At 69.1% G+C, this 24,223-nt stretch carries 26 protein-coding genes and 1 pseudogene; 12 read left to right on the forward strand and 15 right to left on the reverse strand.

Annotation, left to right across the window (positions count from 1 at the left end):
* Window positions 1-225 precede the first annotated feature (225 nt).
* Complete coding sequence (locus ACIBI9_RS58250; RefSeq protein ID WP_397236316.1) at window positions 226-738, reverse strand: tyrosine-type recombinase/integrase; 513 nt, start codon at window positions 736-738, stop codon at window positions 226-228.
* A 142-nt stretch (window positions 739-880) separates the two neighbouring features.
* A complete protein-coding gene (locus tag ACIBI9_RS58255; RefSeq protein WP_397236155.1) occupies window positions 881-1,585 on the reverse strand; it encodes a transposase in 705 nt (234 codons plus the stop codon).
* Window positions 1,586-1,786: 201 nt separating this feature from the next.
* Between ACIBI9_RS58255 and ACIBI9_RS58260 the strand changes: the two genes are divergently transcribed.
* Entirely contained in the window at window positions 1,787-2,428 is a 642-nt protein-coding gene (locus ACIBI9_RS58260; RefSeq protein WP_397236157.1) for a DUF4158 domain-containing protein, read from the forward strand.
* 46 nt (window positions 2,429-2,474) lie between these two features.
* Window positions 2,475-4,520 carry a Tn3 family transposase gene (locus ACIBI9_RS58265; RefSeq protein ID WP_397236159.1) on the forward strand — a complete coding sequence of 682 codons (2,046 nt, stop codon included), beginning with the start codon at window positions 2,475-2,477 and terminating at the stop codon, window positions 4,518-4,520.
* Between the two features lie 147 nt (window positions 4,521-4,667).
* On the opposite strand, the pseudogene ACIBI9_RS58270 reads toward ACIBI9_RS58265, so the two are convergent.
* The 4 genes and pseudogenes from ACIBI9_RS58270 to ACIBI9_RS58285 form a co-directional block, all read right to left on the reverse strand.
* A pseudogene (locus ACIBI9_RS58270) lies at window positions 4,668-5,164 on the reverse strand (M55 family metallopeptidase).
* Window positions 5,165-5,263: 99 nt separating this feature from the next.
* Complete coding sequence (locus tag ACIBI9_RS58275) at window positions 5,264-5,740, reverse strand: methyltransferase family protein (RefSeq protein ID WP_397236161.1); 477 nt, start codon at window positions 5,738-5,740, stop codon at window positions 5,264-5,266.
* Complete coding sequence (locus ACIBI9_RS58280) at window positions 5,737-6,000, reverse strand: hypothetical protein (protein WP_397236163.1); 264 nt, start codon at window positions 5,998-6,000, stop codon at window positions 5,737-5,739. Before ACIBI9_RS58280 ends, ACIBI9_RS58275 begins: the two co-directional genes overlap by 4 nt.
* Entirely contained in the window at window positions 6,001-7,242 is a 1,242-nt protein-coding gene (locus ACIBI9_RS58285) for an FAD-dependent monooxygenase (RefSeq protein ID WP_397236165.1), read from the reverse strand.
* A 237-nt stretch (window positions 7,243-7,479) separates the two neighbouring features.
* On the opposite strand from ACIBI9_RS58285, the gene ACIBI9_RS58290 reads away from it, so the two are divergent.
* Window positions 7,480-7,677, forward strand: coding sequence for a hypothetical protein (locus tag ACIBI9_RS58290; RefSeq protein WP_397236167.1), 198 nt, complete (start codon window positions 7,480-7,482; stop codon window positions 7,675-7,677).
* Window positions 7,678-8,189: 512 nt separating this feature from the next.
* Here ACIBI9_RS58290 and ACIBI9_RS58295 read toward each other — a convergent pair.
* The 3 genes from ACIBI9_RS58295 to ACIBI9_RS58305 all read right to left on the reverse strand — a co-directional run bounded on the left by ACIBI9_RS58295 (window position 8,190) and on the right by ACIBI9_RS58305 (window position 11,487).
* Window positions 8,190-9,161 carry an NAD(P)H-binding protein gene (locus ACIBI9_RS58295; protein WP_397236169.1) on the reverse strand — a complete coding sequence of 324 codons (972 nt, stop codon included), beginning with the start codon at window positions 9,159-9,161 and terminating at the stop codon, window positions 8,190-8,192.
* 302 nt (window positions 9,162-9,463) lie between these two features.
* Window positions 9,464-10,474, reverse strand: coding sequence for an NAD(P)/FAD-dependent oxidoreductase (locus ACIBI9_RS58300; protein WP_397236171.1), 1,011 nt, complete (start codon window positions 10,472-10,474; stop codon window positions 9,464-9,466).
* A gap of 74 nt (window positions 10,475-10,548) precedes the next feature.
* Window positions 10,549-11,487 (reverse strand): alpha/beta fold hydrolase, encoded by a 939-nt coding sequence (locus ACIBI9_RS58305; protein WP_397236173.1) that lies wholly within the window; start codon window positions 11,485-11,487, stop codon window positions 10,549-10,551.
* Between the two features lie 231 nt (window positions 11,488-11,718).
* Here ACIBI9_RS58305 and ACIBI9_RS58310 point away from each other — a divergent pair, with 231 nt between their 5' ends.
* Together ACIBI9_RS58310 and ACIBI9_RS58315 are read left to right on the forward strand one after the other, a co-directional pair.
* A complete protein-coding gene (locus ACIBI9_RS58310) occupies window positions 11,719-12,444 on the forward strand; it encodes a TetR/AcrR family transcriptional regulator (protein WP_397236175.1) in 726 nt (241 codons plus the stop codon).
* An 81-nt stretch (window positions 12,445-12,525) separates the two neighbouring features.
* Window positions 12,526-12,774: a hypothetical protein gene (locus ACIBI9_RS58315; RefSeq protein ID WP_397236177.1), complete on the forward strand. Its 249-nt coding sequence runs from the start codon at window positions 12,526-12,528 to the stop codon at window positions 12,772-12,774.
* A gap of 7 nt (window positions 12,775-12,781) precedes the next feature.
* On the opposite strand, the gene ACIBI9_RS58320 is transcribed toward ACIBI9_RS58315, so the two are convergent.
* The 3 genes from ACIBI9_RS58320 to ACIBI9_RS58330 all read right to left on the reverse strand — a co-directional run bounded on the left by ACIBI9_RS58320 (window position 12,782) and on the right by ACIBI9_RS58330 (window position 14,440).
* On the reverse strand, window positions 12,782-13,045 hold the full coding sequence (locus tag ACIBI9_RS58320) for a hypothetical protein (protein WP_397236178.1): 264 nt from the start codon (window positions 13,043-13,045) through the stop codon (window positions 12,782-12,784).
* Window positions 13,046-13,109: 64 nt separating this feature from the next.
* Entirely contained in the window at window positions 13,110-13,769 is a 660-nt protein-coding gene (locus ACIBI9_RS58325; protein ID WP_397236180.1) for a TetR/AcrR family transcriptional regulator, read from the reverse strand.
* 71 nt (window positions 13,770-13,840) lie between these two features.
* A complete protein-coding gene (locus tag ACIBI9_RS58330) occupies window positions 13,841-14,440 on the reverse strand; it encodes a hypothetical protein (RefSeq protein WP_397236182.1) in 600 nt (199 codons plus the stop codon).
* Here ACIBI9_RS58330 and ACIBI9_RS58335 point away from each other — a divergent pair.
* The 3 genes from ACIBI9_RS58335 to ACIBI9_RS58345 all read left to right on the forward strand — a co-directional run bounded on the left by ACIBI9_RS58335 (window position 14,430) and on the right by ACIBI9_RS58345 (window position 18,950).
* Window positions 14,430-14,690: a hypothetical protein gene (locus ACIBI9_RS58335; protein WP_397236184.1), complete on the forward strand. Its 261-nt coding sequence runs from the start codon at window positions 14,430-14,432 to the stop codon at window positions 14,688-14,690. The genes ACIBI9_RS58330 and ACIBI9_RS58335 overlap by 11 nt on opposite strands.
* A gap of 152 nt (window positions 14,691-14,842) precedes the next feature.
* Window positions 14,843-15,799, forward strand: coding sequence for a tyrosine-type recombinase/integrase (locus tag ACIBI9_RS58340; protein ID WP_397236186.1), 957 nt, complete (start codon window positions 14,843-14,845; stop codon window positions 15,797-15,799).
* A 211-nt stretch (window positions 15,800-16,010) separates the two neighbouring features.
* A complete protein-coding gene (locus tag ACIBI9_RS58345; RefSeq protein WP_397236188.1) occupies window positions 16,011-18,950 on the forward strand; it encodes a TnsA-like heteromeric transposase endonuclease subunit in 2,940 nt (979 codons plus the stop codon).
* Window positions 18,951-19,140: 190 nt separating this feature from the next.
* On the opposite strand, the gene ACIBI9_RS58350 is transcribed toward ACIBI9_RS58345, so the two are convergent.
* Entirely contained in the window at window positions 19,141-19,293 is a 153-nt protein-coding gene (locus ACIBI9_RS58350) for a hypothetical protein (protein WP_397236190.1), read from the reverse strand.
* A gap of 113 nt (window positions 19,294-19,406) precedes the next feature.
* On the opposite strand from ACIBI9_RS58350, the gene ACIBI9_RS58355 reads away from it, so the two are divergent.
* Window positions 19,407-19,973, forward strand: a complete 567-nt coding sequence (locus tag ACIBI9_RS58355) for a TniB family NTP-binding protein (protein WP_397236192.1) — start codon at window positions 19,407-19,409, stop codon at window positions 19,971-19,973.
* Between the two features lie 794 nt (window positions 19,974-20,767).
* Here ACIBI9_RS58355 and ACIBI9_RS58360 read toward each other — a convergent pair.
* Entirely contained in the window at window positions 20,768-21,115 is a 348-nt protein-coding gene (locus ACIBI9_RS58360) for a transposase family protein (protein WP_397236318.1), read from the reverse strand.
* A gap of 180 nt (window positions 21,116-21,295) precedes the next feature.
* Here ACIBI9_RS58360 and ACIBI9_RS58365 point away from each other — a divergent pair, with 180 nt between their 5' ends.
* The 3 genes from ACIBI9_RS58365 (at window position 21,296) to ACIBI9_RS58375 (ending at window position 23,441) form a co-directional block, all read left to right on the forward strand.
* Window positions 21,296-21,733 (forward strand): DUF4158 domain-containing protein, encoded by a 438-nt coding sequence (locus ACIBI9_RS58365; protein WP_397236320.1) that lies wholly within the window; start codon window positions 21,296-21,298, stop codon window positions 21,731-21,733.
* Between the two features lie 4 nt (window positions 21,734-21,737).
* Window positions 21,738-22,190, forward strand: a complete 453-nt coding sequence (locus tag ACIBI9_RS58370) for a VOC family protein (protein ID WP_397236194.1) — start codon at window positions 21,738-21,740, stop codon at window positions 22,188-22,190.
* A gap of 648 nt (window positions 22,191-22,838) precedes the next feature.
* Entirely contained in the window at window positions 22,839-23,441 is a 603-nt protein-coding gene (locus tag ACIBI9_RS58375; RefSeq protein WP_397236196.1) for an alpha/beta hydrolase, read from the forward strand.
* 153 nt (window positions 23,442-23,594) lie between these two features.
* On the opposite strand, the gene ACIBI9_RS58380 is transcribed toward ACIBI9_RS58375, so the two are convergent.
* Complete coding sequence (locus ACIBI9_RS58380) at window positions 23,595-24,065, reverse strand: MarR family transcriptional regulator (protein WP_360696887.1); 471 nt, start codon at window positions 24,063-24,065, stop codon at window positions 23,595-23,597.
* Window positions 24,066-24,223: the final 158 nt, after the last annotated feature.

A 24,223-nucleotide genomic window follows, 5' to 3' on the forward strand; every position in this document is an offset into this window, starting at 1 on the left:
AGAGGAGTACGAGGCTCTCTACTACGCTCAACACCAACCCAGCGAACCCGCCGGAATCAACCGTTGAGGTCTCCATCAAAGTCGGGGCGGTTCACTCTGAATCACGAACGTGCTTGCGCCGGATTCCGTTCGGTTTCACACTGCATCGTTGATCTTGGAAGGTGTGTCTGCCTGCCTCGTCGGCCGGGATTTTCCTCTGGCCCCGGTATGCCGCCACTCAGTTGATCAGTGGGTACGGCGGCGGGGCGCCAGGACCTCGGTGACCTTGGCGATGGCGTCGGCGCCGGGTTTGACGTAGCGCATGGCGGTGCGGGGGTTCTTGTGCCGGGTCTTGCCCATGATGAGTTGCAGCGGGACTTCGGCCTCGCCGAGGTGGGTGGCGGCGGAGTGGCGCAGCTGGTGCAGGTCGAGGCCGGCGTAGGTGTCCAGCAGGACGCGGGCGCGGTCGTAGCCGAGGCGTGCGCGGCCGGTGTGCGGGCAGATGTCGGCGGTCGGAGGTCTTCGGGCGGGGACGGGGCGGCGTTCGGACAGGAACAGCGGGCCGTGGGCGCGGGAGGTGCCGTCCGGGAGGCGCAGCAGGCGGGGCAGCAGGTGGGCGGTGCCGCGCTCCCAGTACACCCATTCGACGTTGCCGCCCTTGGAGCGGACGGGGGCGCGCCGGTGTTCCAGGTCGAGGTCCTGATGTTCAGCGCCAGGATCTCCGCCGCTCTGGCCGCGGTCTCGTAGAGCATTCGCCAGAGCGTTCGCTCGCGTAGTGGGATGTCGCGGCGCGAGAGCAGCCGGTGGATCGTGGTCTTGGCCACGGCGCGGGTCTCATCGGCGGTTTCCTTGCGGCGTTCGGCCTCAGCCGGGACCAACGGGGCGGCCCAGTGCTTCTTGGTCAGGCACCAGAGCAGCCAGGAGGTGATGGCGGCTTGGTTGCGGTTCCAGGTGGCTGGCGCGCTGGCGCCCCACAGCTCGGCGAGCGCGGCGCCGATCTCGGCGACCGCTCATACAGATATGGCTTGTAGGCATCCAGCAGCGTGATGCGGTGCGTGGCAGCCACCAGCAGTTCCTCCAGACCGGCCGCGCGGGCGTAGCGGCGCACGGCGTAGTAGTCGAGATTCAGGTCCCGGCTGATGCCCCTGAGCGAGCGGCCCTGGGCCAGCAGCTCCTGAACCTCGGCGTATCGCCTCCTGGTCCGGGCTACCACGGCGCGTTCGCGGCCGTGGACGTCCAGGTAGCCGTCCGGCGGCTCGGGCGGGGTCGCGAACTCACCCTGGTTGCCGGGCAGGTCGGCATACGCATGCTTGACGCAGCCGTGGTGCGCGCCGACCGTCTTCTCCACGGCTTCGGTCAGGTTGTTCCAGACGTGCCAGCGATCAACAACCTGCCGGGCTTGAGGCGCTCCGGTGCGGGCGGCCTCGGCGTAGGCACGGGCGTGATCCCGGGTGACGATCTCTACCTCCGGGTGAGCGGCCAGCCAGGCGGCCACCGGGCCCGCCTTCCGGCCCGGGAGCACCTCCACCGGACGCCGGGCCTCCAAATCGACCACGATCGTGGCGTAGATGTCGCCCTTGCGCAGGGCGACATCGTCCACCGCCACGGCCCGCACCCTCCCAACAGGCGGCTCGGGATGCGATCGGACCAGCCGCAGCAGGGTGTCCTTGGGGGTCCCGGTAGCAATCAAGAAATTTCCAACGAAATAGCCCCTGAACTGGGGAAACGGTTGCATTTGACGAGTTAGTGATCACTGCCGCTACGTTCGTTCCGGTTTCGTCCGGTACGGCAGGTAGAGGTGGTGCGTTTGTCCGAGAAGATGTTCTCCGAGGAGCAGCTGGAGCAGCTGCGCTCGTACCCGGAGATCGCCAGCGATGAGTTGATCAGGTATTTCACGCCGACGGCGGCGGATGTGGCCTTCGTCGACCCGGGGAAGGGCCGCGGGCCGGTCGACCGGCTGGGCATGCTGGTCCAGCTGTGCACACTGCCCTGGCTCGGGTTCGTACCCGACGACGTGACCGCCGCGCCGGCCGCGGCGGTGGCACGGGTGGCCGAGCGGCTGGGGGTGACCCCGGCGGCGCTGCGGCTGTACGGCAAGCGCGATCAGACCCGCTCGGATCATCTGAGCCTGATCGCCAAGTATCTGGAGTGGCAGACAGCTCCGGCGGGCAGCCAGGCGATGAAGGAGCTGGAGCAGTTCCTGCTGGACCGGGCAATGGAGCACGACTCGCCGACGCTGCTGTTCAACCTGGCGCGCGAGTATCTGATGGCGGCCAAGGTGATCCGGCCCGGCGTGCTCATCTTGGCCAAGATGGTCGGCGCGGCGCGCAAGGCGGCCTCTGATCTGACCTCGCAGCTGGTGGGGCACCTGCTGACCGCTGAGGTCCGCGCCGACCTGGAACGGATGCTGGTGGTGGATGCGGGGCTGGGGATGACTCGGCACGGATGAGGCGCTGGTCGAGCGGGCCAAGAAGGGTGAGGCCCGGCAGCTGGTGATGGACGTGATCCTTCCGGTGCTGGCCGATCCGTCGATCCCTGATGATGAGGTGGGCGGGATGCTGCGCGAGCGGATCGGCATGCAGCGGCTGCGGGAGATCACCTCTGATGCGTGGACGCCGCTGCCCCGGGACCACGGCCGGCTGTCGGAGCTGGAGTCCTCCTACACCTACCTGCGCCAGTTCACGCCGAACGTGCTGGCCGCGATCGACTTCCAGGGCGGGCCGGGCATGGCCGAGCTGATGGAGGCAGTGTCCATGTTGAAGGAGATGAACCGGCTCGGCGGCCGGAAGGTGCCCGCGGGGGCGCCGACCGGCTTCGTGCCTGCCAAGTACGCCGACCGCCTGACCAAGGCCCGCAAGTCCGGCGAGGACACCGCCTACCGCCACTTCTGGGAACTGTGCGTGATCTTGTGCCTGCGGGACGGACTACGCAGTGGGGACGTCTTCGTGCCCGGCTCGCGCCGCTACGCCGACCCGGCCACCTACCTGTACACGCCCGAGCAGTGGGCGCTCCGGCGCGGCGAGTACTGCCGCCTGGTGGGCAAGCCGCCGAACGCGGCCGATGCGCTGGAGCAGGGAAAGGAGGAACTGCACGCCGCCCTGCAGGAGCTGGAGCAGACCCTGGCCGGCGCCGCGCCCGATGACACCGGCATGGTCCGGCTGGATGAGGACGAGCACCTGGTGGTGCCGCCGCTGTCGGCCGAGGACGTACCCGCCGAGGCCAAGGCGCTCAAAGACGAGCTGGCCGCGATGCTGCCGTTCGCGCCGATCGCCTCGCTGCTGATCGAGCTGGACGCGCGCACGCACTTCCTGGACTGCTTCACCCACGCCGGTGGGCGCAAGCTCAGCACGTCCGTGGAGACCAAGCGCAACATTCTGGCCGTGCTCATCGCGATGTCCACCAACCTGGGCCTGGCCCGCATGTCGGAGGCGTGCGGGGTGTCCTACGACGTGCTGGCCTGGACGATGGAGTGGTACGTGCGGGAGGAGACGCTGCGCGAGGCCAACACGGTCATCGTCGACCACCACTACGGCCTGGAGCTGGCCAAGGTGTTCGGCGGTGGCACCATGAGCTCCTCCGACGGCCAGCGGTTCCCCGTCCGAGGCAAGACTCTGACCGGCCGGAACATGGTCATTCACGGTGGTCAGGTGCTGTCCACGTACACCCATGTCTCCGATCAGTGGTCGACGTACGGCACGAAGATCATCGTGCCGACGGCGCGGGAGGCGCACTTCGTCCTGGACGACTTCCTGGGCAACGCGACCGACCTTCCGATCGCCGAGCACGCGACCGATAGTCACGGAGCAACGTTGATCAACTTTGCGTTGTTCGACCTGGTCGGCAAGGCGCTGACCCCGCGGTTGCGGGATCTGACCCGGGTCACCCTGGTGCGGGACGAGACTCCGACCGAGATCGCCAAGCGCTATCCGCGTGCCGGGCCGCTGCTGGGCGCACGCTGGAATGAGGACCTGGTGGCCGGCTGCTGGCCGGACCTGCTGCGAATGGCGGGGTCGCTGAAGTACGGGCAGGCCACCGCCTCGCTGATCGTCGGCAAGTGGTCGGCCGCTTCGCGGCAGAACACCCTGGCCGCCGCGCTGAAGGAGTGGGGCATGCTCAGAAGGACCGTTCACCTCGCGAAATATCTGTCGGACCCGGCCTTCAGGCGGAAGATCTCCCGGCAGCTGAACAAGGGGGAGAGTCTGCATGCGCTGCGCCGCGACCTGCACTACGCCCAGCAGGGCGCCATCACCCGGCCGCACCTGGAGCAGCAGACCGAGCAGGCGTGGTGCCTGACCCTGCTGACCAACTCCGTGGTCGCCTGGACGACAGAATATTATTCCAGAGCGGTGCTGGAGCTGCGCTCCCAGGGCCGGGAGGTGAGCGACGAGATCCTGTCGCACATCTCGCCCGGCCACAGCGACAACATCAACTTCTTCGGCGTCATCAATGTTGACGTGGAGGCGGAGCTGGCCAAGCTCGACACCAGCGGCTGGCGGCCGCTGCGGCCCGCGCAACTTCGCGAGCTGGGGCTGACGCCCTGACAGGTTCTGCGCCGCGCCTTCTGCAGGGAGAGGGCGCAGGCGGTTGATCGTAGGGGTGGCTTGCGCCGGGCGCGGGCCACCCCCTGGGTACCTACGGCCCGTTCTGGGTGAGCGCGGCGATGACGTGGAGCATGCCGTAGCCGGCCGTCATGGTCTCGGCGTCGAAGGCGCCGGTGCGCCCGCTCCGGGTGAGGCCGGCCAGGAGAGCGGCCAGGTCCGCCGTGCGCGGCTGTGCAGGTCGACCTCGAGGCGGAGCGGCTGTGGCACCGAGGCCGGTGCTGTGGTGGCGTGCGATCGCATCGCCTGGCTGGCGCCGCGCTGCAGGCGTTCGTGCGCTTCGTCGGGGTGCATGCCGTCGGCCGCGTGCTGGCCGAGACCGCGTTTGACCGGCACGGTGCGGCCTGGGGCGCCAGGGCTTTGAACTCCGCGTATGCCGCCTCATCGCCGCTGGCCAGCACGACGGGCACGCCGTAGGAGCCGGCCAGTAGCGTGTTGATACCGATCTCGCCGTGCGAGGTGCCGTTGATGCGGACGTCGAGGACGGCGTCGGCCATGGTGTGGGCGAGCACCGCGCCACCGGTGCCGGCGCGGGCGCGGTAGCCCACGAACATCGCCGCCTGGGCACCGGACTGCAGGCCCGCCATGCCCCGAGATCCTGCACCCGCACGCCTGCGGGGGAAGCGATGAGATGCGGTGCGGTCGGCTCACGGGCAGAGCCCGGCCTGTCGGCCCTGCAGGGTGGGTCAGAGCCAGCGCCGCACCTGAGCTCGGTAGCGCTGGTAGTCGGCGCCGAAGCGGTCGAGCAGGTAGGCCTCTTCGGCGCGGATCACCCACCGGTAGGTGGCCAGCATGCACAGCGGTGCCACGATCAGCGGCCACCACGACCCGGCGCAGAGGCCGGCGCCGACGAGGGCGAGCGACAGTCCGGTGTACATCGGGTTGCGGCTGACCCGGTACGGGCCGGCCACGACCAGCCGCGACACCGGCAGGTGCGGCGCGAGCGTGGTGCGGTGTGCGAGCACGGTCACCACACCGGACAGGCCCAACCCCAGCCCCGCCACGACCAGAACCACCCCGGCGTAGGTGAGCCCCGGCAGCGACAGCGGCAAGGGCAGTACCCACTGGTGCATCGCCAGCGCCGCAGCCAAGGAAAGGCCGTACAACAGCGGCGGCGCCTTGACCTGCACCGCGGCGCCGCGGGCTCGGGCCGGGGCGTTCATCGCCGGATCCCCACCGAAATCGAGCAGCTCTGGTCGGACGCAGCGACGGCGATGCCCTCGACGAGGTGCTGCGGTGACACGATCTTCGGTTTCATCCCGACCTCCGATGGTAGTTGCGCTGTGTTCGTGCAGTGATCCTGCGTTGTGCGCAGTGATAGTGCGCGGAAAGCCTCAGTGCGCGGCTTGCGTCCGAGCATTCGTTCGACGAAGTTGCGGGCCCAGACGACCTCGTTCTCCCGCTCGTATTCGAGGAACTCCACTCACGCTGCAGCGGCGGCGATATCCAGACTTTTCATCCGCGCCCTGTTGGTCATCATCTTGGCGAGCAGCCAGCCGGCGATCGGCAGCCGGGCGAGGCGGATCATCACGGACCGAAGCAGCAACTCGGCGCGGTTGCCTGGGGTGAAGAAACCGCGCATGCTCACACCGCTGCCGAGGTGGTGGTCGATGAACGGGCGCAGGCGGTCCTCCCAGTCCTGCAGCGCTCGTGGCACGTCGTGCGGGTGGCGTTCCAGCATGGTGCCGAGCAGGTCCGCCCCGGCCAGGCCGGTGGATGCCCCCATGCCGGAGTAAACGGTCAGGCACCACGCGGCGTCGCCGACGAGCACGACTCGGCCGCGGTGCCAGTGGTCGAGGTGCACCTGCTCGGCGGAGTCGAACAGGTGGTCCGGGGCCTTTTCGAACTGGTCGAGCAGCCAACCGAGCGTGGAGCCGGTGGGCTCGGGGCCGTAGGCGGCGCGCAGCGAGTCGATGGCCGGCCGGGTGAACTCGGCGTCCACGTCGTCGGTGCGGTAGGAGAACAGCACCGACGGCGGACGGTCGGCGAACGAGAACACCCACACCGATCGGCCCGCCTCGCCCATGTACAGCCCGTCCTGTAGGCGGTAGCCAGGTACCGGCTCGGGCAGGCTGTACACGGCGATCATGTAGTTCAGCCGACGGATCGGGCTCTGCTCGGGCTCGAACGCAAGCCGGCGCACCGTCGAGCGCAGTCCGTCTGCCCCGACCACCAGGTCGAACCGTTCGACGGTCGTCGTCTCCGTCGTCAGGTCGCGGATCTCGACGTCCACCCCGTCGAGGTACTGGTCCAGCGCGATCGGCACGGTCGAGTACCGGATCTCGACCTCGTCGGGCAGGGCGGTGAAGGCCGCGTCTTCGATGTCGCCCCGCATCACCATTCGAGACCCGCCAAACACATCGGCGTAGCCCACACCGCGGCGGCGCCGGCCCGTGCGGTCGATGTCGTAGCTCACGCCTTCCGGAGCGAAGCGATTCGGCACCGCATCGGCGATGCCCAGCCGTTCGGCGGCGGCGAGCCCGGTCCCGAACAGGGCGATGAAGTATCCGCCGCGGCGCCGCTCGGGGGCCTTCTCCAGCACCACCACGTCCCAGCCCGCGCGATGCAGTCGCAGCGCGGAGGCGATCCCGCTGATCCCGAGGCCGACCACCAGGGCCCGCTGTCGCGATGTCGTGTTCTTGTCCATGGGATTGCGGTCCGACATTGTTGTGTCCTCCATCTGGTTGGGGTGGGTCGGCTATTCAGGAAGCCGAGGATGTGGAGTCGTCGAGGCGGGCGAGGAAGCCGAGGAGTGTGGCGTTGACCTCGGCGGGACGCTCCTGCTGCTTGCTTGCTGGGCATGGCTGAAACCGTCTGGAAACTGATCGGTTTCCAGATGGGAAAACAGGTCGGTTCCTCGCCGACGAAGGTGAGGCGAGCGGTGACGGGCTGAATGGGCGCGATGTTCTTCGCCGTCCTGGCCGCCGCCGCCCAGATCGAGCGCGACTACATCCGGGAGAAGACCCTGGAGGGCCAGGTGACCGCCGCGGCCAGGGGCAACCACGGCAGACGGCCGAAGGTCATCGACGACGACATGCTCACCTTCGCCCGCGCACTGAAGGACAAAGGCGTCCCCGTCCCGAGATCGCAAAGCAGCTGACCATCAAGACCGGTAAGAACGCCGGACAGCACCCCTCGGTCGCCTCCGTCTACCGCGCGCTCGCCGAAGCTTAGGAGACCGGCGCCCCGGCCGAGCCGGAGATCATCGCCCCGCGCCGGCCGACCCGGGTGGACCTCACCGGGCCCGGAAGCGGCACCACCGACGCGGTGGGCACGGTCGTTGAACAGACCGAGGACCAGGCGAACGACGTCGTGGCCGCGCTGCTCGCGCATGCCCGACACCAAGGGGAGCACGCGTGATCCTTGGTGTCGCACCGTACGAAGGGCCCCGGGGCACTCGGAGCCGAAGGCTCTGACCAGGTCGAGCCGTTCGGCCGCTGGCCCGATCCCCGCGAGGACGAGGGCCACGACGAGTCCGACGAGGAAGATCCGGCTCCGAAAGTTACTCAGGGGTTACTTGTCGCCTGGTTCGCCGCTCGTCAACAGCGCCCCTTGTTCGCCCGCCCCGACGCCTTGAGAGCCACCCCTCAGGCTGAGGACTCCGGTGTGGCGTCATGTTCTGCTCCGGAGCGCTCGTGGTTCGGGGCAACCGCCAGTTCGCGCAGGCGAGTATTGTTTTGCAGCGCCCACCGCATGGTCCGCGGTGGGCGCCCGAGCAGGGTTTCCAGTTGGTCGGTGACGACGTCGTACCCGCCCGCCGGCGACCAGCCTGGTCAGGGTCCTCATGCGCGCCGCCACGTGCTGGGCCGCAGTGTCGCCCAGGGTTTCCTGCAGGAAGGTCTCGTCTATGAAGGCCTCGTGCCAGGCCTCCAATTCCTCGGGGATGTAGGCGACCTGGCGTCCCAGCGCGGCTGCGTAGTCCTCAGCGAACCCGTACATGTCCTTCAGCTCCGGGCCGGTGAGCTCGTAGGACTTCGAGATGTGCGGTGCGGGGTCGACCAGCATCTTCACGCACACCTCTGCCACGTCGTGAACGGCGATGGGCGCGAGCCGCTGGTTGCCGAAGGGCAGGCGCAGTTCACCGTTGCTCAGCGGGCCCAGTGGCAGCCAGGTCATCAAGGGGTTCTCGACGAACAGGGTCGCACGCACGTTGACGGTCGGGATGCCGGACCAGTCCAGCACCTGCTCGCAGACCCAGTGCGCCCGCTGCTGCGGTGACCAGTCCGTGACCAGTCCGCCGAGCCAAGAACGCCGCTCCTCATCCGATGTGGTCATCTTCTCGAGCGTCATGTACGACTGCTCGTAGTCGGACATGTTCACGAAGACCTCGATGTCGCCCTGGGCTCGCGCCGCCGCGGCCATCAGGGTGAGGGCATCGGCGTAGTACGGCGACAGGCTCATGCTGAAGTAGATGCGCCGGACACCCTTCAGCGCGGCGGCCACGTCCGCGAATTTGAGCAGGTCGCCGACGAAGACCTCGGCCCCGGCCTCGCGCAACGACTGCGCGCGTTCGTCGTCCCGTCGCACGAACGCGCGCACCGGGTGGCCCTGTTCGAGCAGCATGTCGACCATCACCCTGCTCACAGCACCGATTTGGCCGCCGGCGCCGGTGATCAGAATGGGATTGCGCTCCGACATTGTTGCGTCCTCCATCTGGTTGGGGTGGGTCGGCTATTCAGGAAGCCGAGGATGTGAAGTCGTCGAGGCGGGCGAGGAAGTCGAGGAGGGTGGCGTTGACCTCGGCGGGACGCTCCTGCTGCCTGCTTGCTGGGCATGACTGAAAGCCGTCTGGAAACTGATCGGTTTCCAGATGGGAAAACAGATCGGTTCCTCACCGATGAAGGTGAGGCGGGCGGGTGACGGGCTGAGATCTCAGGGCTTCAAGATCATCCTGTGGCCCCTTGTGGGATTGCCTCGGCGATCCCCTGGAGGGCCGCGTCGGTGTCCGCGATGGCCAGCATCCTGTTGATGTCGGCGCCGGCCAGTGCGCCGGCCGCTGCGGAGGCCCCGACCTGGGCGACCAGATCGGTGACGTTGCCGGCCACCCACACACCCGGCACCTCGGTGGTGCCGGCCGTGCCGGAGGCGAAACCGCGGCCCTTCGGCAGGTCCCGCACCGGCAGGCCCAGACCTTCCAGGCCCTGGGTGCGGGCCTGCAGCTGCGCGGCGACCGCGAGGACGCGGCGGGCCACGACCTGGCCGTCGGCCAGGCGCACCCCGGCGAGGGCACCGTCCTCGTCGTCGACGACCTCGGTGACCGGGGTGTCGATGACGCGGATGCCGCGGGCGGCGAAGCGGGCGCGGCTGTCCTCGTCCAGGTCAGTGCCGTGGGTGAAGTAGGTCAGGTCCTCGGTCAGCTGACGGAACAGAAACGCGTGGTCGATGGAGACCGGACCGGTGGCGAGGATACCGATGGGCTCATCGCGCACCTCCCAGCCGTGGCAGTACGGGCAGTGCACCACACTGTGCCCCCAGTGCTCGGCGAGCCCGGGCACCTCCGGCAGCACATCCGTGAGGCCGGTGGCCACCAGGATGCGGCGAGCGGTGATGCGGCGGCCGTCGGCCAGGGTGACGGTGAACCGCAGGTCCCCGTCCGCCGACGGGGCGGCAGACTCGGCCGAGACCACCTCGCCGAGCACGACGCGTCCGCCGTACTGGCGCACCTGCTCCCGGCCTCGTCGAAGGATCTCGGACGGCGGGGTGCCGTCCAAGGCGATCAGGCCGTGCACGGCCTTCGCGGGCGCGTTGCGCGGGGAGCCGCTGTCGATCACGACGACCGAGCGGCGGGAGCGGGCGAGGATCAGTGCACCGTTCAGCCCCGCGGCGCCCCCGCCGATCACCACCGCGTCGACGGTCCCCTCGGCCAGTGCGTCGCTCGCGTACGGAGAAGTCGTCACAGCCATGGCCTCCTGCCTTTCCTTATCAGTCATGGTTCGGTCAACCCTTCGAGTTCTGGGTGGTTGGAGGGGGGTCAGCCGTTCAGGAAGCCCAGGATGTGGTCGGCGACCGTCTTGGGCTGCTCCAGGTGCGGGAAGTGCCCTGCGCCGGGTACGACGATGCGTTCGAAGCCGTTCGTGAACAGGTCGTCCATGCCCTCGCTCACCTCCGCGGAAAAGCAGTTGTCGTCGGCACCGTGGAGGTAGAGCGACGGGACGGTGATGGCACCGAACGCCCGGGCTTCCAGGGCTTGGGCCGCCTCGTCCGCGGGCGGCGGCGTGAACAACTGGCGGTAATAGCCCAGGATCTCGGTCAGGACTCCCGGAGCACCCAGGGTTTCCTTGAGCGCGGCACGCTCCGCGTCCGGCAGCTCGTAGCCGGGTGACCATTCCCGCCAGAGCCGGTCGATGAAGGCGAAGTCGTCGAGCTCGACGGCCGCCTCCGCCATGGCTGTCTGGAAGAAGAACATGTACCAGCTGCGTCGCTGCTGGTCACCGTCAGTGACCAATGAGGTCATCAGTTGACGGCCATGGGGAGCCGCCATGGTGACAAGCTTGCGGACACGCCTCGGGTCGAGGCTCGTAGCCGCGTACGCCGCCGCGGCTCCGAAGTCGTGGCCGATGAGATCCGCCTGCTCGCGCCCGAGCGCTTCGATCAGGGCCAGGACGTCCTGGCCGGTCGAGGCAATGCGATAGGAACCGTCGGGAGCCGCGCCGCCGGGCCAGTATCCGCGCTGTGCGGGCGCGACCGCCCAATACCCTTCCTGCGCAAGGCGGTCGAGGATCCCTGCCCAGCTGGCGGCATGGTCGGGAAACCCGTGGAGGCACACAACGAGCGGCCCGCTGCCGGCCTCAAGGATCGGAACCTCCAGCACGCCTGCCTGAACCGTCCGATGGCGGACGCGGTCGGTCGCCTGGGACCCCCTGGCTGGGGAGTCCTCGCCAAAGGGCGGTCGCTGGGTCACCTGCGTCATGAGTTCAACCCCCAAGCCGCCTTCGCGGCGTCGCGGTCCGGCAAGCCCGGACCAAGTAGCAAGTACGGCTGACGGCGACCAGGACGCTGACGCCGATCACGGAGCCGATCTGCTGGACCATGTTTGAGCGGAATCGCTTAATTGCCCATCGATGTGCAGACTAGTTTATTGCCCATCGATGTGCAAATATCGCGATGACTCTCTCCTCCCACCCGCCTTCGAGGTACCGACGTGACCAGCCGACCAGCACGAACACCGACGACGAGGCCGAGGCGGTCTCCGGCCCGGCCCCACGAGACGCCGCCCCCTCCTGCTCCGACTTCGACCTCGACTTCGGCGCAGCGTCGGGACGCGCGGGCCACCCGTGCCCGGATCCTCGACGCTGCTCGGCGGGAACTGACCCGCGACCCCGACAGCAGCCTGGAGGACATCGCCGCCGCCGCCGGTGTGGCCCGGCGCACCGTGTACGTCCACTTCGCCAGCCGGACCGCGCTCGTCGAGTGCCTGGCCGCCGAGGCCGCGGAGGCGATCCGGCGCGCCGTCGCGGGTGCCCCGGCCCCGACCCCCGACGCCGTCGCGGACCTGGCGCGATTCGTCCTCATGATGTGGCCCGTCGGCGACCGCTACCGCACCCTCATCCGGCTGGCCCGCGGCCAGGACCTCGCACGCGCACGCGTCGACGAACTGCTGACCCCCGCCCGCGACATGGCCACGAGAGTCTTCGCCCACGGCCGCCGACAGGGCGTCTTCCAGACCACCGTCCCGCCCGACCCGCTCGCCCGAGCCATCGAGGCCCAACTGCTGGCCCTGCTCGACTGCGTCGACCGCGGCCTGTGCCCCGACGACGGCACCGGCGCCGCAACCGCCGCCCTCATCGCCGCCGGAGTCGCCCCGGACACCGCCGCCGCGAAGGTCGATCACGTACGGAAGACCGGGTCGCCCCCGAGTCCCGTCTGAAACCCGTGCCCGCACCCCCCTCGCACTCACACATGTCCGCCCCCAACTCCCTGCCCCCCGAAGCCCTTTGGAGGAGGGCCGATGTACCGGCCCCGCCCCGAGCACGACCGTGACCAGGAGTGCGAGTTTTCGTACTTGTACTCGTACTCGTACTCGTACTCGTACGAACCCGCCGACGGCTCCGACCGCCCGCTGCCGGTGACCGAACTCGCCCTGCGGATGGACGGGTTGATGAAGCCGGACGACGACAGCGAGGCTCGGACCCGCTCGGCGGAGGCGACCGTCTTCCGTCGTACGCGGACCTGTCCGACGCCCTGGGCCTGGAACTGACCCCGGGCTACGGTTCCGACCGGATCCGCGCCCGCGTCCTGACCACCCTCGGCTTCGAGGTCACCGCGACGACGACCGTCTCGGCGGCCTCCGGCGACCGCGTCACCTTCAAGGACTTCAAGGTCGCGGGCCGCGTCGCCCTGCCCGAGGCCGGTGAGAGTTGCTCGGCCAGGTCTTCGCCGAGCCGATCGCCGCGGAACATCCCCGGCGGCCTCCGACTGCGCTCGGTCACCACCACGGAGCAGGGCCTCACCGCCCACTTCTCCGGCAAGTCGGTCACCTTCCGCCGCGACGACGCCCGGGACACCTCGTCGAACGGGTCGGCCGGAGAGAAATCAGGCGCCGGGGGCCGGAAGAGCCGTAGCCATCGCCGACGCAACCTCCTCGACCACCGCGCTCGCCCGATCCTCCGGCACGCCGGCCGCGATGAGGGTGGCCGTGGCGATCCGGTGCCCGTCGTCCTCCAGCGCGCCGGTGTTGACGGACTCCACCAGAGCTACGATCAACGCCATCAGGCCTGCGCTCTGCACGGCCGGCGGCAGATGGGAGTGGAAGACGCCGTCCCGCTGCCCGCGCTCCAGGATCCCGATGGCGGCCTCCCGGGCCGGCGCGAGCACCTCGTCGAGGCGCTCGGAGCCGAGGTCCCGCCGGGTGAGCGCCAGCAGCATGCGGTAGCGGTCGCCCACGGGCCACATCCGGAGTACGAACCGCGCCAACGCCCGCTCGGCCGACTCCGCCGGCTCCCCCGACTCCGGCCCGGCCTCCACCGTGCTCCGCAACGTCTCGGCGGCTTCCTCGGCGAGCGCCTCCAGCAGCGCCGCCCGCCCCGGGAAGTGCCCGAAGAGGGTGCGCCGGACGACCCCGGCGGCCCGCGCCAGCTCCTCCAGCGTGACATCGGGGTTCCGCCCCAGCTCCTCACGGGCCGTGGCCAGGATGCGCGCCCGGTTGGACCGCGAATTACGGCGCAGCGGCTCGCGGGCCACGTGCTTGCTCACGGAGAACCTCGCAGCATCAAGGGACGGACGAACGGCCCTCCATTTTGTCACGCCGAGCCGAAGCCTCCGTATCACGCCTGCGGGCGGCGGCCCTCCAGGTCTTTACCCGCGGCCACCGCGGCTTGCCCGAACGCGACAACCTCTGCCGCGAACTGGTGGCGATCGGCACCGAGCACGACCTGCCCGTCTATCGCGTCACCGGGCTGCTCAACCAGGCCAGCGCCGCCGCCGGGGCCAACGACCCGGCCACCATGCGCCGCGCGACTGCGAAGGCCCTCGACCTCGCGCGCACCTACCGGCTGCCCGAAGCGATCGGCGTCGCCGAGGTGGTGCTGGCGACCCTGGCCCTCATCGAGGGCCGGTTCGCCGACGCCGAACGGCTCTACACCGAGGCCGCCGACGGCATGCGGCGCGCCGGATCCCTGCACGCCGTCGGCTTCCTCGGCCTCGCGCTGGCCGCGATCTGGGTGAACAACGGCACGCTCGGCGAGCACCTGGAGGAGATGCGCGCCTTCCACGAGGCGTTCGGCCCGATCGCCTCCGACCTGCTGGTCCTCGCCCTGCACGCCAACGGCCTGATCGACGAAGCCCGCCGGGTACGCATCTCGGACCCGATCCGGCCCGACTACTTCTTCACCTTCCTCACGACCGTCCGGGGCGATGGCCGCCATCGCCCCGGACGACCGCGCCGCGGCCGAGGAGATCTACGCGACGCTGCTTGCGCGCTGCGACGGCCCTCCGCCGGACGCCACGAGCCTGTCCGTGGAGCTGCGCCCGGTCGCCCGCACCCTCGGCGAGCTGGCCGTCTTCCTCGGCCACGACGACGAGGTCGCCGCCCACTTCGCTCAGGCCGCCACCATCGCCGACCGGTGGAACGCACCTCATTGGGCCGCCGAGGCCCGGTCGCGAACGACCACCTAGCCACTACCCATGGCGCCGCACATCTGTGACACAGAACTTGCATTATCTGTCACACTCACCCTTACCGGCCCATGTCCGCCCAGCTCGGCATCCGCCGCCACGACGGCGACTCGGCTACATTATGTGTCACATCGCCCTGGAGGAGGTCGCCCGTGTCCGTCGTGGCCTTCCCCGGCCCGCCGACCGACCCCGCGACCGGCTCGACGGTCGCCGCCGCCGTCGACCGTTTCCTGGAGTCCCTCACCGCGGCCACCACCCGCACCGGCTACGCCGAGACCCTCGCCCGCCTGACCACCGTGGCCGGGCCGCAGCATCCGGTCGCCACACTCACGCCCGAGCAGTACGCCGCGGTGATGGACCAGTGGAAGAGCGCGGCCGCCGCCACCTGGAACCGGCACCTGTCCGCGCTGGTCTCCTTCACCACCTGGGCCCAGCGCCAGGAACTGCTGGTCACCAACCCGGCCCGGAGGCTGGAGCGTCGCAAGCCCGCCCGCCGCGGTGATCGGGCCATCCCGGCCGCCCGGCTGGAGAAGCTGTTCACCGACCCCGCGCACGCGCTGCGGGAACGGGTGCTGTGGCGGCTCCTGTACGACACGGCCGCCCGGGCCGAGGAAATCCTCACCCTCAACATCGGGGACCTCGACCTGGAGTTCCGCCGCGCCCGCGTCGTCTCCAAGGGCGGCGCCCTCGAGTACGTGCACTGGGCCACTCCCACCGCCCGGATCCTGCCCCGCCTGCTGACCGGCCGCACCGCCGGGCCGGTGTTTCTGGCTGACCGGCGCGCCCCCACCTCCGGCCGCCGGGCGCCCGCAACCGGCGACGTCTGCCCCGTAACCGGCCGGGGCCGGCTGTCCTACCCGCGCGCCGAATACCTGTTCAAGACCGCCACAGCCCAGCTCGACCCGCACCGCCAGGGATGGACTCTGCACCAGCTCCGTCACTCGGCCCTGCAGCATCTCGCGCAAGCCGGCCGCACCGCGCCCGAGCTGCAGGCCAAGAGCCGCCACCAGCACCTGGCCAGCCTCGGCCGCTATGTACAACTCGGCGAGGAGACCTCCGCCCGCGTCACCGCTGAAGCCGACCCCATCCAACGCCGACGTCCTCGCTGAAGTTTGATCGTCGCTCCATGATCCGCACCGTAAGCGAATCGAGACCTTAGCCGCAGAGACCGGGCTATCCGCAGGTCAGACGCTATTTCGTTGAAAATTTCTTCATTGCTACCGGGACCCCGAGAACGCCGAGCGGGAGTGTTCTTTTTCAGCGAAGTTTGAGCATTGTCACCGAAGATTGGTGAACACTAGGTTTCTCACCGAAGTTTGAGTGACCGCTGAAGCTTGGCTGCCTGGGGAGACGGTGGAAGAACCGTTACAAACCTACAGCGATCCCGCGCTCACCGCCTTCGACCTGGACTTCTTCGATGGCACCCAGCATCGGCGTATCGGGTTGGGTGCCGGGTGGAGCGTCCGGTTCGAGAGCGTGCCGCCCGTGCGCGGATTCCGTTGGAACAAGGGCGATCGCAGTTTCCCTGGCTGGTATTACGCAGCGACCACCGGCGACCATGTGGGCTACGAGTCGTGGCTGGAGCGGGACTGGCTGATCCTGCTGGATTTCACCCCGGATGTGGTGGGGATCGCCTCGCAGCCGTTCTGGCTGCACTGGCGCGAGGGCGAAGAGGCACGACGGCACGCGCCTGACTATTTCGTACGGCTGGCTGATGGCCGTGCCCGGGTGGTCGATGTCCGTGCTGAGGACCAGGTCGACGAGCGGACCGCGGAGGCGTTCGCCGCGACCGAGCGGGCCTGTTCGGCGGTTGGCTGGGAGTTTGTGCACGTCGGCGTCCCGGATCCGGTGTTCATGGCGAATCTGCGGTGGCTGGCCCGTTACCGGCACCAGCGGTGCGGCCGTGAGCGGGACGTCGCTAAGCGCTTGGCCGAGGTCTTCCGGCAGTCGCGCCCGCTGCGCGCGGGAGCCGAGGAAACCGGGAATGTCCTGCGGGTGTTGCCGATGCTGTTCCACCTGCTCTGGACCGGGGCGCTTCACGCTGATCTCGGTGGCGCCCTGCTGGGCAGTGCCACTGTGGTGTGTATGTCCGACGGGACGGGCGACGGGATGACTGGCGGGCTGGAGCGGGCGAGCCGGGGTCACGGCCGATTGCTGCGTCCAAGGTCAGGCACACGCGGTGAGGAGAACCAGATGCGCAGGCCGACGAGGCCGACCTCGATCGGGGTGGGCGAGTGGGTGCGGTTCGGCGGGCAGATGCGGGCGGTGCTCGCCGTGTCCGCCCAGGCGGTGACGCTGACCGACGAGGACGGCTCGCCGCGGAAGGTTGCGCTGGCGATGCTGCTGGGCGATGAGAGCTTCGAGGTGCTCAGCAGCCCGGTGCGGATGCCGCTGCCGCCGGTCTCGCTGCTGGAGGCGCTGCCGGAGTATGCGCGGGCGAAGGCTCTGTGGTGGGAGGGCCACATCCTGGAAGTTCTCCACGGCGTCGATCCCGCCGCAGGTGAGGATGCGGCTCCGCGGGCCGAGTACGACCCGGCCCGCCATTCGCTGACCGCGCGGGAGCGGGCCAAGGCCGCTGAACTGACGGCTGCGGGCTACCGGGTCGGCGTGGGCACGGTCGGCAACTACCGCCGTCGCTACCTGGCCGAAGGGCTGCTGGGGCTGGTAGATCGCCGGCCGGTGCGCAAGCGACCGCGGTTCGGGAACACCGATGACGCGGTGGTCGAGGCCATGCGGCAGGCGATCAAGGAAGCTGAGGATGACTCCACCCGAACCGGGACCTACCTCATCTGGCGGACCGGCGAAATCTTGAAGGAGACGGGTAAGTCGGTCGAGCTGCCCTCGCAGACCACGCTTTATCGGCTGGTGGGCAAGCTGTCTCAAGGCAGCCTCATCTCGGGCACGGCTCGCACCCGCCGCTCGCGCGCTCATGGGGCGAAGGCGCCGTTCGGGCAGTGGACGGTGTTCGCGCCGGGCGAGGTGGTGCAGATCGACTCCACCCCACTGGATGTGCTGGTCCGCCTCGACGACGGGGTGGTGGGCAAGATCGAGCTCACCGGCATGATCGATGTCGCGACCAGGACGGTGACCGCGGCGGTGCTGCGGCCGACCACGAAAGCGGTTGATGCCAGCGTGCTGCTGGCCCGCACCCTCACCCCCGAGCTGATGCGGCCAGGCTGGGTGGACGCCCTACGGATGTCGCGGTCGGTCCTGCCCTACCGTCGGCTGCTGGACATCGACGAGCGTCTGGAGCACGCGGCCGCCAAACCGGTGATCGTGCCGGAGATGATCGTGTGTGATCACGGCAAGGCGTTCATCTCCCGCAACTTCCGCGCCTCCTGCCGGTTCTTGGAGATCGACTTCCAGCCCACGCACAAGGCGGCCCCGTTCCAGAAGGGGCACGTGGAGAAGATGCTGGATTCGGTCGGCACTCTCTTCGCGCAGTTCGTGGCCGGCTACACCGGCCGCAGCACCGACCACCGCGGCCGCAACCTGGACAAGCAGCCGCTGTGGTCGCTGCCGGAGTTGCAGGAGCTGTTGGACGAATGGCTCGTTGCCCAGTGGCAAAACCGTGAACACGATGGGCTGCGTGACCCGCTGCTCCCGGGCCGGTCGTTCACGCCCAACGAGAAGTACGCCACCCTGGTCGAGGCCTGCGGTTACGTCCCGGTCGCGCTCAGCGCCGACGACTACATCGAGTTGCTGCCCGCGGCCTGGCGGGCGGTGAACGACTACGGCATCAAGATCAAGCGGCGCACCTACGACGGGCCGAATCTGATCCGTCGCCAGCACTCCGGCATCACGGAGAAGAAGGGCTTGTGGGAGGTCCACCACGACCCCTACGACATCTCCCGGATCTGGGTACGCAACCACCACGGCGATGGGGAATGGATCGAAGCCACCTGGAAGCACCTGCGCCACACCCCGGTCCCCTTCGGCGAACTGGCCTGGGACCACGCCGCCCAGAGCCTTCCCGAGGGCACCGAGGCAGAGATCGCACAAGCCGCCGCAGCCCTGCTGACCCGCGCCCATGCCGGCCCGCCGGAGACGGAAAACGGCAGGGCGAAGCCGAAGCCGAGCAAGCACACCCGCCGCGACAAGCGGGTGGCCGCCCGCACCAAGGCCAGCCCGCCCCTTGCGAAGCCACCGACTGCCGCGCCGGACACCGCTCCACCGCCGCCGGAGGAGGAAGAACCGCTGGCCAAGGTGATCCCGCTGGGCCTGTTCGATCCCCTCGCCGACCCCTGGAAAAGGCGATGACACAACCGCACGGCACACTCACTTCTTCCGGCGACGGCCCGCAAGAACCGGACCGCCATCTGACAACCCTGCCCGGCTGGCGGGCCTTCGTCGCGGACCAGCCGCCCATCCCTGAACTCATGAGTGACGTCGAACGCGATGCGCTCACCACCACCGCACAGACCCGCTATGACGAGGCCCGGATCGACTATCACACCCGACTGCTGGTGGTGGCGACCTCGACGGTCCAGCGCACGGTCACCTGCGGGCGCCGCCTGCTACTGCTGAACCGGCACGCGGTCAGCGCCCGCCGCGGACTGATCGTCTCCGGCCCGGCCGGCACGGGCAAGACCACCGCGATCACCCAACTCGGCCGCTCCCACGAACTGCTGGATCGGGCCCGCCATCCCGGGGTGAGCGATCGACCCGGTCGTCTACATCACCGTCCCGCCCGCCGCCACAGCGCGGATGGTGGCGGTGGAGTTCACCCGATTCCTCGGGCTGCCCATCCGCCCGCGCTCGAACATCACCGACATCCTGGAGTCGGCCTGCGGGGTGTTGACCGACGCCCGGGTGGGCTTGGTCCTCGTCGACGAACTGCACAACATCTCACTGTCGACCAGGGCTGGAGCCGAGGTCTCCGACACGTTGAAGTACTTCTCCGAACGCATCCCGGCGACGTTCGTCTACGCCGGGATCAACGTCGAACGCGAAGGCCTGTTCGACGGCACCCGCGGACAGCAGATCGCCGGACGCTTCACTCTGATCCCCACCGCCCCGCTCCCCTACAACGCCGAATGGCAGGGCCTGGTCGCCACCCTGGAAGGCTCCCTGCGCCTGCACAACCACAAGCCCGGCCGCCTCACCGGCCTGGACCGCTATCTCCACGACCGAACCAGCGGCATGATCGGCTCGCTGTCTCACCTGATCCGCGGCGCCGCCCTGGACGCCATCTTGACCGGCAGCGAGAAGATCACCAAGGAGAGCCTGAAGGCAATCCCGCTCGACCACAGCTCCGATGCCCGGCTGACAGGCCCGCGATGACAGACGAGCGCCTGCCCTCCCGGCTACCCATCGACGCCCGCCCCCGCCACGGAGAGAGCATCGACTCCTACATCGATCGCTTGGCCCGCGTCAACCACCTCAAACCCACAGCCCTGCGCACCTACGTGCGGACCCCTCCACGTCGCATAGGACGATTCAGCTGGGAACGTCTGGAAGCAGTCGCCGGCCGCGACGCCTCTCTCCTCCGACGCATCCTTGGGCGGGGCCGCTGCATCGGATGCGACGGATATCTCGTCGCCTCCCGGGTCACCACCCCGCTGGCCGGACGCTCGGCTCGCTGGTGTTCCCACCAATGCCGACAAGCGACCCGTCCCAGGCGCGATCCCAGACCGGCTCCCGACCCCTGGCCGCCCATCACCTCCACCTGCGAGCAATGCGGAAAATACATCGGCTCGGACAACCGTCTTCGCTGGTGCTCCAGCATATGCCAGAACGCCTTCCTCAAGAGGTTCCGCCAACGAGCCTGCTGGACCTGCGGCACTCCACTCCCCATCGCCAAGGGGCGTTCACCGAAATGGTGCTCAGAGCGCTGCCGCTGGACCGCCAACCAACAGCGTCTGGTCACTCAACGGCAGAAGGCCAACACCGGCGATCATCCTCCCTCACCACTCAAACTTCGGTGACAATGCTCAAACTTCGCTGCAAAAGGTCAGTCCTCGCTGAAGTTTGGGATCGTCGCTCCATGATCCGCACCGTAAGCGAATCGAGACCTTAGCCGCAGAGACCGGGCTATCCGCAGGTCAGACGCTATTTCGTTGAAAATTTCTTCATTGCTACCGGGACCCCCCTTGGCGACCGAGCATCCCGAGTCGAGCCGCCGGCCGGGCACCCGCCCGGGCGGCCATGCCCACCGCCACCGACGTCAGCATCTGCCTGAGCAGCGGGGTGAAGCGGGCGTGCGGGCTGGTCAGCCCTTCCACCTGCTCGGCGAACGTCGCCGCCGCACACCTGGCGTTCATGCACTTGAAGCGCCGTACTGTCACCGCCAGCACGGTCTTGACCCCGCTCAGCGCGGCATCGGCCAGCCGCCGGACATATCGGTCATGCACCCGACCCGACGCCACACCGCAGTGTGGACAGGTCCCCTCGTCGGCTCGGCACCGGGCGGGCAGAGTCACCATCCCCGCGACCCGCTCCACGACCTCGACCACGATCCCCGCCCAATGCGAGAGTAACTCTTCAACACATCCCGGAACGCACTCCGCAAACGATCAACTACCAGATCGTTCCACGTCCCAAGATCAGCGACAGAGCCCGTTTGCTTGTACATGACTCGGCACTGGTAGCCGTACGCCGACATCATTGAGCACTGGACCGTCCTGAGCGATGAGGTCGGCCTGGCCAGTGCGAAGCAGGAGGGCACTCGTCTGGCCTTTGCGCTGTTGCTGAAGTACTTCACGCAGCACGGGCGGTTCCCGCGCGGGTGGGCGGAGTTTCCTGACGAGGTGGTCGACTACGTCGCGAAGCAGACCAAGACGTCGGCCAGATGTGACGTTCGTTGCCTGACTAACCCCCGTCCGGCCGGGCATGACCCCCTTGCGCGAGAACGGCGCACGACCGATCCGGCCGAGGGGGGACGGCGATGGGGCGGCAGGTCTGGCCGCGGCTGCGCGTGGCCGACTCGCACGAGACCCGTGACACCTTGCAGTGAGGCCCGCTGCCGAGGTCGCCCGCTGGGATCGGGACGCCCTGGAGCCGACCCCGCCCGCTGGGCGCACAAAGCGCACCACAACCTGTGAGGGGATGAGCATGGTCGACCGCGAACAACTGCCCGCGCCCGTCGAGGGGCTCGTAGTCACGCACTTTCTGACTGTCCGGGACGTGGCCCGCTCGCGCGCGTTCTACGCGGACGTCCTGGGCGGCGAGGTCGTCCTTGAAGAGAACCCGGCGATCGTGAAGGTCGCCAACACGTGGATCATCATGAACCCCGGCGGCGGCCCCACCCCGGACAAACCGGACGTTACGCTGCGGGCGCCCGAGCCCGGCGACCCGGTGACCGCCTTCATGAACGTCCGCGTAGCCGACATCGCCGCCTTCCACACGCACGCGACGACGCTCGGCGCCCGGTTCCTCACCGAGCCTATCGACCGCAAGGCCGAGATCCGCTGCTACATGCGCGACCCGGACGGGCACCTCATCGAGGTCGGCCAAGCCACCGGCATGCTGCACGACGTCTACGCAGACCCGCCCGCCTGATCCCGTCCGGCCGGGACGGGCGTGAGCGGCGCATGAGGAGGCGCTGCACGCGGTCGGCTACCGGGTCGCGCTCGATCCCGACGACGATCAGGTGCTGCGAGTGTGGCCGATCACGTGACCTGGTGAGTTCATCCGGCTGGAGGGTCGAGCTCAGCGGGGACGGCGGCGCTGGACGGGGTCGGCTTCGGTGGTGATACACGCGGAGGTCTCCTCACCCAGGCGGACGTATCTGGAGTTCCGTCGGGCCCGCGTCGTCTCCAAGGGTGGCGCCATTCAATACGTGCACCGGCCCACCCCACCGCCCGGATCCTGCCCCGCCTGCTGACCGGCCGCACCTCGGGGCCGGTGTTCCTGGCCGACCGGCGCGCCCCCTGCCTCCGGACGCCGAGCGCCGGCCACAGCCGACATCGACCCCACCACCGGCCGGGGGCGGCTGTCCTACCCTCGCGCCGAGTACCTGTTCAAGACCGCCTCCGCCGAACTCGACCCGCACCGCCAGGGCTGGACCCTGCATCAGCTCCGGCACTCGGCGCTGCAGCATCTCGCGCAAGCCGGACGCACCGCACCCAAGCTTCAGGCCAAGAGAGCCGCCACCAGCATCTGGCGAGCCTTGGCCGCTATGCGCGGCCCACGAGAGGGGCACGTGACATGTGCCGTTCCTTGAGCAGCGACGCCGCCTACCTGCGCAGCGTCCTGGACTCCGTGCAAGGGCCCGTGGTCCTGGTCGGCCACTCCTACGGCGGCTCGGTCATCACCCAGGCCGCCGCTGGCGATCCCGACGTCAAGGCCCTGGTCTACATCGCCGCGTTCATCCCCGACGCAGGCGAGAGCGCGGGCGAGCTGGCCGCCAAGTTCCCCGGCAGCACCCTGGCCGAGACCCTCAACACCGCCTTCTACCCCCTGCCCGGCGGCCGCACCGGCACCGAGCTGACCATCAAGCAGGACAAGTTCCGCAAGCAGTTCGCCGCCGACGTGCCCGCCACCACCGCCGCGATCATGGCCGCCACCCAGCGGCCGGTCTCCATCCTGGCCCTGGAGGAGAAGGCCACCAAGGCCGCCTGGAAGGACATCCGCTCCTACGCTCTGATCGCCGGACAGGACTACAACATCCCGCCCAAGGCCCAGCAGTGGATGGCCGAACGCGCCGACGCCCGCACCGTCACCGTGGAAGACGCCTCCCACGCGGTCTCCGTCTCCGAACCCGCCGCGGTCACCGACCTCATCAAGCGCACGGCCCGCGACACCCGCTGAGCCACCATGGGCCACGACCAACGACAGCCCGCACTCGGTGGCCGAAGGCGGGCAGTCAACATAGATCACGACAGGCTCGGCGGTGACCGCGACACGCTCGAACTCCACCTCGGCGCCCAACGCCGGGTGCGCCAACGCGGGGATCTGCCGCGTTCAAGGCGTCGCGTCCCGCTCCAACTGGGTGAGCACCTTGTCGGTGATGGCGGCGAGGCTGTCGAGCTCCTCTTCGGAGAGCGAGTCGAAGACGAGTCTGCGCACGGTGCCCACGTGAGCCGGTGCCGCCTGCTCGATGGCCGCACGCCCTGCCGGTGTCAGCACGATGAAGGCGCCGCGCCCGTCGTCGGAGCACTCCTCGCGCTCGACGAGTCCGCGGCTCGCCATACGGGTGACATGGTGCGACAGCCTGCTGCGCTCCCACTGCAGGGCGCGGGCGAGGTCGGAGACCCGCATGCGGCCCTCGGCCGTGTCGGTGAGCCGGACCAGCACGTCGTAGTCCTGCAGGGACAGACCGGCGTCTGCCTGCAGCTCACGGTGGAGGGCCGCCGGCAGCCGCGCGTTCAACGCCAACCACCTGCGCCAGACATGCTGCTGCTGCTCGGTCAGCCACGGGCTCGCTGCGTCCATGGACAGAAGCCTACCCGGGAATACTTGACACATCACCTAAGTTGGATGCGTCATGTACGTGATGCGTCACCTAAATGGGTAACGCCCACTTGACCAGAAGGAGCAGAGCAATGACCACCGCCCACGCCATCCCCCCGCGCTGGCCGACCTGTCCGGCG

The sequence above is a fragment of the Nonomuraea sp. NPDC050451 genome, assembly GCF_044458585.1.

Bases quoted from the DNA above. Each gene is read 5' to 3' on its own strand.
- ACIBI9_RS58370 (WP_397236194.1), top strand. From the start codon at position 21,738: ATGAGCATGGTCGACCGCGAACAACTGCCCGCGCCCGTCGAGGGGCTC.
- ACIBI9_RS58275 (WP_397236161.1), bottom strand. From the start codon at position 5,740: ATGAACGCCCCGGCCCGAGCCCGCGGCGCCGCGGTGCAGGTCAAGGCG.
- ACIBI9_RS58285 (WP_397236165.1), bottom strand. From the start codon at position 7,242: ATGTCGGACCGCAATCCCATGGACAAGAACACGACATCGCGACAGCGG.
- ACIBI9_RS58315 (WP_397236177.1), top strand. From the start codon at position 12,526: ATGTACCGGCCCCGCCCCGAGCACGACCGTGACCAGGAGTGCGAGTTT.
- ACIBI9_RS58290 (WP_397236167.1), top strand. From the start codon at position 7,480: ATGTTCTTCGCCGTCCTGGCCGCCGCCGCCCAGATCGAGCGCGACTAC.
- ACIBI9_RS58330 (WP_397236182.1), bottom strand. From the start codon at position 14,440: ATGGCGGCCATCGCCCCGGACGGTCGTGAGGAAGGTGAAGAAGTAGTC.
- ACIBI9_RS58305 (WP_397236173.1), bottom strand. From the start codon at position 11,487: ATGACGCAGGTGACCCAGCGACCGCCCTTTGGCGAGGACTCCCCAGCC.
- ACIBI9_RS58380 (WP_360696887.1), bottom strand. From the start codon at position 24,065: ATGGACGCAGCGAGCCCGTGGCTGACCGAGCAGCAGCAGCATGTCTGG.
- ACIBI9_RS58360 (WP_397236318.1), bottom strand. From the start codon at position 21,115: ATGGTGACTCTGCCCGCCCGGTGCCGAGCCGACGAGGGGACCTGTCCA.
- ACIBI9_RS58335 (WP_397236184.1), top strand. From the start codon at position 14,430: ATGGCCGCCATCGCCCCGGACGACCGCGCCGCGGCCGAGGAGATCTAC.
- ACIBI9_RS58375 (WP_397236196.1), top strand. From the start codon at position 22,839: ATGTGCCGTTCCTTGAGCAGCGACGCCGCCTACCTGCGCAGCGTCCTG.
- ACIBI9_RS58265 (WP_397236159.1), top strand. From the start codon at position 2,475: ATGGACGTGATCCTTCCGGTGCTGGCCGATCCGTCGATCCCTGATGAT.